Source organism: Acidovorax sp. (assembly GCF_046341535.1).
GTDB lineage: Bacteria > Pseudomonadota > Gammaproteobacteria > Burkholderiales > Burkholderiaceae_C > Acidovorax.
Genome location: NZ_JBKDRI010000118.1, coordinates 1 through 9,679, shown reverse-complemented (window position 1 = coordinate 9,679; position 9,679 = coordinate 1). Strand labels below are relative to the sequence as shown.

At 63.9% G+C, this 9,679-nt stretch carries 8 protein-coding genes; 1 reads left to right on the top strand and 7 read right to left on the bottom strand.

The features are described 5' to 3' along the window. Positions 1-776 precede the first annotated feature (776 nt). From rng to ACK543_RS08565, 7 genes are all read right to left on the bottom strand, one after another. Positions 777-2,264 (bottom strand): ribonuclease G, encoded by a 1,488-nt coding sequence (gene rng, locus ACK543_RS08595; RefSeq protein ID WP_409942431.1) that lies wholly within the window; start codon positions 2,262-2,264, stop codon positions 777-779. A 53-nt stretch (positions 2,265-2,317) separates the two neighbouring features. Beyond that, positions 2,318-2,932, bottom strand: coding sequence for a Maf family protein (locus tag ACK543_RS08590; RefSeq protein ID WP_409942430.1), 615 nt, complete (start codon positions 2,930-2,932; stop codon positions 2,318-2,320). A gap of 126 nt (positions 2,933-3,058) precedes the next feature. Beyond that, complete coding sequence (gene rlmH, locus ACK543_RS08585) at positions 3,059-3,526, bottom strand: 23S rRNA (pseudouridine(1915)-N(3))-methyltransferase RlmH (RefSeq protein WP_409942429.1); 468 nt, start codon at positions 3,524-3,526, stop codon at positions 3,059-3,061. A gap of 69 nt (positions 3,527-3,595) precedes the next feature. After that, the gene (gene rsfS, locus ACK543_RS08580; RefSeq protein WP_409942428.1) at positions 3,596-4,480 is read right to left on the bottom strand and encodes a ribosome silencing factor; all 885 of its coding nucleotides are present in this window, start codon (positions 4,478-4,480) and stop codon (positions 3,596-3,598) included. A 163-nt stretch (positions 4,481-4,643) separates the two neighbouring features. Continuing rightward, the gene (gene hemF, locus ACK543_RS08575; RefSeq protein WP_409942427.1) at positions 4,644-5,657 is read right to left on the bottom strand and encodes an oxygen-dependent coproporphyrinogen oxidase; all 1,014 of its coding nucleotides are present in this window, start codon (positions 5,655-5,657) and stop codon (positions 4,644-4,646) included. Between the two features lie 139 nt (positions 5,658-5,796). After that, positions 5,797-7,074, bottom strand: a complete 1,278-nt coding sequence (purD, locus tag ACK543_RS08570) for a phosphoribosylamine--glycine ligase (protein ID WP_409942426.1) — start codon at positions 7,072-7,074, stop codon at positions 5,797-5,799. A gap of 207 nt (positions 7,075-7,281) precedes the next feature. Next, positions 7,282-8,001 (bottom strand): YebC/PmpR family DNA-binding transcriptional regulator, encoded by a 720-nt coding sequence (locus ACK543_RS08565; protein ID WP_409942425.1) that lies wholly within the window; start codon positions 7,999-8,001, stop codon positions 7,282-7,284. A 137-nt stretch (positions 8,002-8,138) separates the two neighbouring features. Here ACK543_RS08565 and ACK543_RS08560 point away from each other — a divergent pair, with 137 nt between their 5' ends. Further along, positions 8,139-9,668, top strand: coding sequence for a helicase HerA-like domain-containing protein (locus ACK543_RS08560; RefSeq protein WP_409942424.1), 1,530 nt, complete (start codon positions 8,139-8,141; stop codon positions 9,666-9,668). The last annotated feature ends 11 nt before the right edge of the window (positions 9,669-9,679 follow it).

Below are 9,679 nucleotides of genomic sequence, written 5' to 3'. Positions count from 1 at the left end.
GAGGTCAATAATGCGGTTTACGCATTGAACCACAGGCCTAGAAAGTGCTTGGGATACCGCACCCCTCATGAGGTGTTTTACGGCCTGGAGATCACCCCCATTAAACTGCCATCTGATGCACTTTGTCTGTGAATCCGCGATATTTTGGGCCTGTTGCGCACGGCCTGATTGACCTGGATGCTATTTTTTATATAGCACTTATCCTCGGGTTTGCACGTGGGCGCTACGGCCCGGTTTACGCGCAGATACCGTGTGTCTGCTCCGCTGCGCCGTGGACCATCACCTTTGGTTTCTGTCTCATGGATGGCGTCAGCGCGTTCGACCGGACGATGGCGCGGGACCCTCGTGCGCTCCAAGCCCTCGGTGAGCAGCGCTGGGTGGCGGGAGATTGAGCCTGCGGGCTGTAGACATACGCTCCCCCACCGCGCGTTGAAGCCCCTTATGCGAAACTCGCGCGGGCGGCGCTGGCAGGCTTTGCAGGCTTGCGCGGCATGTCGGCCTCGGCGCATGCGTGAGAAAATCCAAAATTCCCTCAAAAAATCCGCCTACGCCGAGCAACTCAAATGGATTACTGATGCGTTGGCGCGATGATTTGACGCTGGACTGAATCCAATTCACGCTTGCCGGTGCCAGGCAAGGCTGCGCATACCCCCGCCAGCATCCCGAGCGCAGTTTCCAATCGCCGAAATTGGGCAAGCGCTTGGACTCCAATGCCACTGGCAGTGCAATAAGAAGTGCGTTGCGGCCTCTCCCGTGCCAACGCGCTCAGTCGCGCATCACAGCAAGACGATGTCGTATTGCTCCTGCCCCATCGCGCTTTCGGCCTGCAACGAGATCGGCTTGCCGATAAAGTCCGACAGTCCCGCCAGGTGCTGGCTCTCCTCATCCAGAAACAATTCCACCACCCGCGCGGACGCCACCACGCGAAACTCGCGAGGGTTGAACTGGCGGGCTTCGCGCAGGATCTCGCGCAGGATGTCGTAGCACACGCTGCGCGCGGTTTTGACGCTGCCCTTGCCCTGGCAGGCCTCGCAGGGCTCGCACAGCATGTGGGCCAGCGATTCGCGGGTGCGCTTGCGCGTCATCTCCAGCAGGCCTAGCTGCGAGAACCCGCCCGCCATGGTCTTGACCCGGTCGCGCGCCAGCTGTTTCTTGAACTCGGCCAGCACGGCCTGCTGGTGGTCTTCACGCACCATGTCGATGAAGTCCACGATGATGATGCCGCCCAGGTTGCGCAGGCGCAGCTGGCGTGCGATGGCTTGCGCGGCTTCCAGGTTGGTCTTGAAGATGGTGTCGTCAAAATTGCGCGCGCCCACATAGCCACCGGTGTTCACGTCGATGGTGGTGAGCGCCTCGGTCTGGTCCACGATGAGGTAGCCGCCGGACTTCAGGTCCACTCGGCGGCCCAGCGCCCGGGCCACTTCCTCGTCGATGGCATACAGGTCGAAGATGGGGCGTTCGCCACGGTAGTGCTGTAACTTGCCCGCCGCGGCTGGCATGAACTCCTGCCCGAAGGCGCGCAGCCTGTGAAACTGCTCCATCGAGTCCAGCCGGATGCTCTGCGTGTGTTCACCCACCAGGTCGCGCAGCACGCGCTGCAGCAGGTCCAGGTCCTGGTGCAGCAGCGAGCCGGGGGGCAGCTTCAGGGATGCCTCCTTGATGCGCGACCAGGTCTTGCGCAGGTAGGCAATGTCTTCGGACAACTCGGCGTCGGTCGAGTCTTCGCCATTGGTGCGCAAGATAAAGCCGCCGCCCCCACCGGAGGATTTGTCGCCCACCAGGGCCTGCAGGCGTGCGCGCAAGGCTTCGCGCTCGGCGCCCGGTATCTTCTGCGACACGCCCACATGGTCGTCCTGCGGCAGAAACACCAGCAGCCTGCCTGCCACGCTGATCTGGGTGGACAGGCGCGCGCCCTTGGTGCCGATGGGGTCTTTGATGACCTGCACCATGAGAGACTGGCCCTCGAACACCTGCTTTTCAATGGGGACGGGAGGCTCGGTCTTGCGGGCGAAGGCCGGCGGCTCGCCATCGGGCTGGCGGTGCCACACATCGGCCACATGCAGAAATGCCGCGCGCTCCAGGCCAATGTCGATGAACGCCGACTGCATGCCCGGCAACACGCGCGAGACCTTGCCCAGGTACACGTTGCCGACCAGCCCGCGCTCCAGCGCGCGCTCCACGTGCAGCTCCTGCACGGCACCATGCTCCACCACCGCCACGCGGGTTTCCTGGGGCGACCAGTTGATGAGGATGTCTTGTTGCATGGTGTCCCGGTTGGATCGTTGTGCGGGCTGCGTGACGGCAGCCGGTGCACGGCTCAGACGGCGAAACCCACCTCGCGCAGCAGGTTGGCGGTCTCGAACATGGGTAGCCCCATGATGCCCGAATAGCTGCCCGACATGTGCGCGATATGGGCCGCGGCCCGGCCCTGGATGCCGTAGGCGCCGGCTTTTCCCATGGGTTCGCCGGTGGCGACGTAGGCATGGATCTGCTCGGGCGTCATGGCCGCAAACCTTACCTGCGAGACCGACAGCGCCTGCAAGCGCCGCGACCCGGCTTGCAGGGCCACCGCCGTCGGCACCTGGTGCTCGTGTCCGGCCAGGGCCTGCAGCATGCGGGCTGCATGGGCCGCATCGTCGGGCTTGCCCAGGATGGTATCGCCCAGCGCCACCGTGGTGTCCGAGCACAGGATGGGTGCGTCGGGCAGCCCGCGGCGCAGGCGTCGGGCCACCGCCGCGTCGAGCTTGAGGCCCGTCACGCGCTGCACGTAGGCAGCAGGCGCCTCACCCGGCAGCACGGCTTCGATGGCTTCTGCGTCTTCCGGCGCATCCCCGTCCGCATTGGGCAGCAGCAGCTGGTAGGCCACTCCCAACTGCTCCAGCAACTGGCGGCGGCGTGGGCTTTGCGATGCAAGGTAAATAGAGTCCGGCATGGATAAATTTTGATTCAAATCAGGCCTCGCGCACGCTGCGCATGCAAAAGTAGCTATCAAATCAGGAGCATTGATTCATTTGGTGCAGTCGGTGCAGTCGGTGGGGGTGCTGCTGCGTCAATCCGCTCACTCGCGGTGGTACGGGTGACCGGCATTCACCGACCAGGCGCGGTAAAGCTGCTCGATCAGCAGCACCCGCACCATGGCGTGTGGCAGCGTCAGATCGGACAGGCGGATGCGTTCATGGGCCGCCTGGCGAAAGGCAGGGTCCAGCCCGTCGGGCCCGCCGATGACCAAGGCCACATCATCACCGCCAAGCTGCCAGCCTTTGAGCCTCTCGGCCAGCGCCTTGGTGGTCAGGGGTGTGCCGCGTTCATCCAGCGCCACCACCCGGGTGCCACGGGGTATGGCGGCTTCGATGCGTTCGCGCTCGGCGGCGTACAGGGTTTCCAGCGTCTTGGAGCCCCGCGGTTCGGTCTTGACCGCCCTGAGTTCGACCTTGAGTTCAGGCGGAAACCGTTTGGCGTAATCGTCATACGCCGTCTGGGCCCAGTCGGGCACCCGCTGCCCGACCGCCACGATGAGCAGCTTCATGGATGGTCAACCGAGATGCGTGGAGAACACTGGCCGCAGCCCGCAAGGCGACGGTGGGTGCGCCCCGCTTCAGCCCTTGCGGGCCGGAGCCTTCTTGGCGGCGGGCTTGGCGGGGGCGCGCCCCGGCGGAGCCTTGGCGGCTGGCGACGACTTCCTGGCCGCTGGCTTCTTGGTGCCGCCAGTCTTGACGACCAGGGTCTTGACAGCAGTCTTGGAGGGCGATTTAGCGGGCGATTTAGCGGGCGATTTTGCAGCAGTCAGAGCGGGTATCTTTGCAGGGGCCTTTGCCGTCGCCGGCTTTTTGGCGGCAGCCGCCGCACCCGCCTTGGCTGGCACCTTGCCCGTTGCCGACGTTGCCCCTGGCTTGGCTGCAGCCGCCTTGGCCGAAGGCGACACCTTCGCGGTGCTCTTGGCTACAGCCTTCACCGTGGCCTTGCCCGAGCGGGCTGCCACGGTAGGAGCTGCAGCCTTTTTGGCAGGAGCCTTACCGCCCGCCTTGGCATCGGATTTGGCCTCCTTTTGAGCCGACTTTTTGGCGGCCAGGTCCGCAGCCGCCGTGGACACCGGCTTGGCCGCGCCCAGTTTCAGGCGCACCGGCACTTCGCCCCACAGTTCTTCCAGGCGGTAATACTGGCGTATAGCGGGTTGCATGATGTGCGCCACGGCCGAGCCGCAGTCCACAATGATCCATTCGCCGTTGTCTTCGCCTTCGATGCGCGGCTTTGCAAAACCGGCTTCCTTGACAGCGTCGCGCACGCTGGCGGCCAGGGCCTTGGTCTGGCGATTGGAGGTACCCGATGCCACGATCACCCGTTCAAACAGCGGCGAGAGGTGCTCGGTGTTGAACACCTGAATGTCTTGCGCCTTGACGTCTTCCAGACCATCGACGATGGCACGCTGCAGTTTGGTGACGTCTTTTTTGGCTGCGGTTTCCGATTTGGTGGAGGTGGTCATCAGGCGTGGGGTAGAAGGGATGAGGTCAATATAGCTCGCAACGCAGCGGGCAGCCAGTGGGGCAGCGCCTCGGGTGTTGCGCGGGCGCGCAGCGTGTTTTTATGGTGATTTTGCCCACTTGCGCACGTGGAAGAAGCACTTGCAGCTATTGAAATTATAGCATTTACGCCTCAAGGCCTGTGGATGGCGTTATGCCAGGAACGTCATGGAGCCAGTCGCGCCGCACCAAAAAGCGCTGGGTGAGCGCTGCCTCGGCCGAGTCCGCTGCGTCCGAGCGCTGGTATGACCAGGACACCAGCGGCGGCATCGACAGCAGGATGGACTCGGTGCGCCCGCCCGACTGCAGGCCAAAGTGCGTGCCGCGGTCCCACACCAGATTGAATTCCACATACCGGCCACGCCGGTAGAGCTGGAAGTCACGCTCGCGCTCGCCGTAGGGCGTTTCCTTGCGCCTGTGCACGATGGGCAGGTAAGCGCCCAGCAATGCGTCTCCCACCGACTGGGTCATCGCCAAACTCTGGTCGAAACCCAGCTCTGAGAAATCGTCGTAGAACACCCCGCCTACGCCGCGCTGCTCGCCGCGGTGCTTCAGGCAGAAGTACTCATCGCACCACTGCTTGAAACGGGGGTACTTGTCATCGCCAAAGGGAGCCAGCGCGTCGCGACAGCTGCGATGAAAGTGGACCGCATCCTCATCAAAGCCGTAGTAGGGCGTGAGGTCCATGCCGCCGCCGAACCAGCAGGTGGGCGCCTGGCCGGGGTGGCCCGCCGCAATCATGCGGACATTCATGTGCACCGTGGGCACATACGGGTTGCGGGGGTGGAACACCAGCGACACACCCATGGCCTCAAAAGGCGCACCAGCCAGCTCGGGCCTGTGCTGCGTGGCCGACGGCGGCAGCTGGGGGCCGCGCACATGGCTGAAGCCGCAGCCCGCGCGCTCGAACACACGGCCGTTTTCCATGATCTTGGTGATGCCATCGCCTTGCAGCATCTCGCCCGGAGGCTTGCTCCAGGCGTCGGCCACAAAGCGCGCGCCGCCCTCGCCTGCGCCAGCGTTGGCGGCTTGTGCAGCCTCCACGCCTTCAAGCGCGTCGGTGATGCGCTCCTGCAGACCCTGCAGGTAGGTTCGCACAGTCGCCACCGTGGTGGCCGGATTCAGTCCAGGTTGTTGCATTTCAGTGATCCATTGCCATCAGCACGATGCGCTGCCGTTAAAACTGGTGCGACCCAAGCCAGGGACGCCGAACCAGGGCCATCCCGTAGCAAGGGCGTCGCCCCCCTGGGGGAAGGCGCCGCAGGCGACTTGGGGGAAGCTATTTGACCGCCCTGAAGCCGATGTCGCGGCGGTACTGGGCTCCCTCGAAATGGATGCCGCGGGCGACGTCATAGGCACGCTGCTGCGCCTGCTTGACGCTATCGGCCAGCACCGTCACGCACAGCACGCGGCCACCGGTCACGGTAATCACGCCATCCTTGAGCTGCGTGCCAGCGTGGAACACCATGGCGTCTTCGGCCTCGGCGGGCAGCCCGGCGATCGGGTCGCCTTTGCGCGGCGACTCAGGGTAACCGTGGGCGGCCATGACCACGCCCAGTGCGGTGCGTCGGTCCCACTGCAATTCGACGGCGTCGAGCTTGCCATCGGCAGCGGCACCCATCACGTCACAGAAGTCGCTTTTCAGGCGCATCAGGATCGGCTGCGTCTCCGGGTCGCCCATGCGGCAGTTGAATTCCAGCGTCTTGGGCTGGCCCCTGGCATCGATCATCAGGCCGGCATACAAAAAGCCGGTATAGGGAATGCCGTCCTTTTCCATGCCGCGGATGGTGGGCAGGATAATCTCGCGCATGGCGCGCGCGTGCACGTCGGCTGTGACCACCGGAGCGGGCGAGTACGCGCCCATCCCGCCGGTGTTGGGGCCTTCATCGTGGTCCTTGAGGCGCTTGTGATCCTGGCTGGTGGCCAGCGCCACCACGTTTTTGCCGTCGCACAGCACGATGAAAGACGCCTCCTCGCCCTCGAGAAACTGCTCGATCACCACGCGCGCACCCCCTTCGTTGTGCTGCACGCCATATCTGTTGTCCACCAGCATGAAGTCCACCGCATCATGGGCTTCCTGCAGCGACATCGCGACCACAACGCCTTTGCCCGCCGCCAGGCCATCGGCCTTGATGACGATGGGGGCGCCCACGCGGTCGATAAAGGCGTGGGCCGCCGCCGCGTCGGTGAAGGTGTCGTAGTCGGCCGTGGGAATGCCGTGGCGACGCATGAAGGCCTTTGAAAACGCCTTGGAGCTCTCCAGCTGCGCGGCAGCCTTGGTGGGGCCAAAAATGCGCAGGCCATGCGCCCGGAACTCGTCCACCACGCCTGCGGCCAGCGGTGCCTCGGGGCCTACCACCGTCAGCGCGATCTTCTCGCCCTGCGCCCACGATCGCAAATCCCGCACGTCGGTGATCGCCACGTTCTCCAGCTTGGAGTCCAGCGCCGTGCCGCCGTTACCCGGCGCCACGTACACCCGGGTCACCTTGGGGGACTGGGCCAGCTTCCACGCCATAGCGTGTTCACGGCCGCCTCCACCAATCACAAGTACTTTCATAGGAACCTTCGGTGAACCCTTGCTGGCACTGCACCAGCTACCAGGGGTTCGTAAAACAACTCAATCTAAGCGACCCACCGCGCCAAACGCTGGGCACAACCGTTAAAACTGTCGCTGGCAATGCGAGGGACGCCGAGCAAGGGCCGCCCCGCAGCAAGGGCGTCGTCCCCCTCAGGGGGAATGCGCGCAGCGCCTCAGGGGGGAGCCTCACAGTGCCGCGTTGTGATAAACCTCTTGCGTATCGTCCAGGTCTTCCAGCACGTCCAGCAGTTTTTGCATGCGCGCAGCATCGTCGCCCTTCAACTCAATCGTGTTTTCGGGCCGCATCGTCACGCCCGCCAGCTCGGCCGTCAGGCCCGCAGTCTCCAGGGCATTTTTCACCGCTTCGAAGTCGGCAGGAGCCGTAAGAACCTCCACCGCACCGTCGTCATCGGTCAGTACATCGTCGGCGCCCGCCTCCAGCGCTATTTCCATCACTTTGTCTTCACTGGTGCCGGGCGCAAATATCAGCTGACCACAGTGCTTGAACTGAAACGCCACCGACCCTTCAGTGCCCATATTGCCACCATGCTTGCTCAATGCATGACGCACTTCCGCCACAGTGCGTACCCGGTTGTCCGTCATGGTGTCGATCATGATGGCCGCCCCGCCGATGCCATAGCCTTCGTAGCGTATTTCTTCGTACGTCAGGCCCTCGGCATTGCCCGTGGCCTTATCGATGTTGTATTTGATGCGGTCCGCAGGCATGTTGGCCGCCTTGGCCTTGTCCACCGCGAGCCGCAGGCGGGGGTTGGCAGACAGATCGCCGCCACCGGCACGGGCTGCCACAGTGATTTCGCGAATGATGCGCGTCCAGATCTTGCCGCGTTTTTCATCCTGCCGCCCTTTGCGGTGCTGGATATTCGCCCATTTACTGTGTCCTGCCACGAGAAGTCCTTTGCTGCGGGTAGAGAGATACGGAAGTCTTGATTTAATCTACCGAAGGATTTTACTTTTTGCCGAACCCAGGGGACCTTCGCACTCGGCGCGTGCCAAGGCTCCCTCCCCCTCTGAGGAAACCCGAAATGGCTGAACCCCTCTTGATTGCCCAGCACGACTCCATCGAATGCCACCTGCTCCCCGGCCTGGCCAACCGCCACGGGCTCATCACCGGTGCCACCGGCACCGGAAAGACCGTGACGCTGCAAACGCTGGCTGAAAAATTCTCCCGCATTGGCGTGCCGGTCTTCATGGCCGACGTCAAGGGCGACCTGACTGGTGCCAGCCAGCCGGGCAAGATCGGCGACAAGCTTGCGGCGGTGCTCAAGGAGCGCGGCCTGGATCTGCCCACCCCACTGGCCTGCCCCACCACGCTGTGGGATGTGTTTGGAGCACAGGGGCACCCCGTGCGGGCCACGGTGTCGGACATGGGCCCGCTGCTACTGGGCCGCATGCTCAACCTCAATGAGACCCAGCTGGGCGTGCTCAACCTGGTCTTCAAGATTGCCGACGACAATGGACTGCTGCTGCTGGACCTGAAAGACCTGCGTGCCATGCTGCAGTACGTGGGCGACAACGCCAAGGAATTCACCACCGAGTACGGCAACGTGAGCGCCGCCAGCATCGGCGCCATCCAGCGCGGCCTGCTGCAGATCGAGCAACAGGGTGGCACGCAGTTCTTTGGCGAGCCCATGCTTAACATCCAGGACTTCATGCAGACGGTGGACGGGCACGGTGTGGTCAACATCCTGGCAGCCGACAAATTGATGAATTCGCCCCGGCTGTACGCCACGTTTTTGCTGTGGATGCTGTCGGAACTGTTCGAGCAGCTACCCGAAATCGGCGACCCCGAGCAGCCCAAGCTCGTGTTCTTCTTTGACGAAGCACACCTCTTGTTCAACGAAGCGCCCAAGGTGCTCGTCGAGCGCATCGAACTGGTAGTGCGCCTGGTGCGATCCAAGGGCGTCGGGGTGTATTTCGTCACGCAAAACCCGCTTGATATTCCCGACAGTGTGCTTGCGCAGTTGGGCAACCGCGTGCAGCACGCGCTACGCGCCTTCACGCCGCGCGACCAGAAGGCTGTGAAGGCCACAGCCACCACCATGCGCCAAAAGCCTGGCCTTGACATCGAAACCGCCATCACCGAACTGGCCGTGGGCGAGGCGCTGGTGAGTTTTCTGGACGCCAAGGGCCGTCCCAGCATGACCGAGCGCGTCTTCGTGCTGCCACCGGGCAGCCAGCTGGGGCCCATCACGCCGCAGCAGCGCCAGACGCTGATCACCGGATCGCTGGTAGCCGGGGTGTACGAAAAAGTGGTGGACCGCGAATCGGCCTACGAAAAACTCAAGGGCCGCGCGGCGGATCTGTCTGCCCAGGCTGGCACCACACCTGGAAAGCCCGGCGCCCCGGTCACTGCCGAGCAAGGCGGTGGCGGTCTCATGGGTGGCCTCAACGACGTGTTGTTTGGCAGCACCGGCCCGCGTGGCGGCAAGCGCGAAGGCCTGGCGCAAACCATGGCCAAGTCAGCCGTGCGCACCATGGGCACCACCCTGGGCAAGGAAATCCTGCGCGGGGTGCTCGGCGGCATTTTTGGCGGCAGCGGTCGCCGCCGCTGAACAGTCGCAAA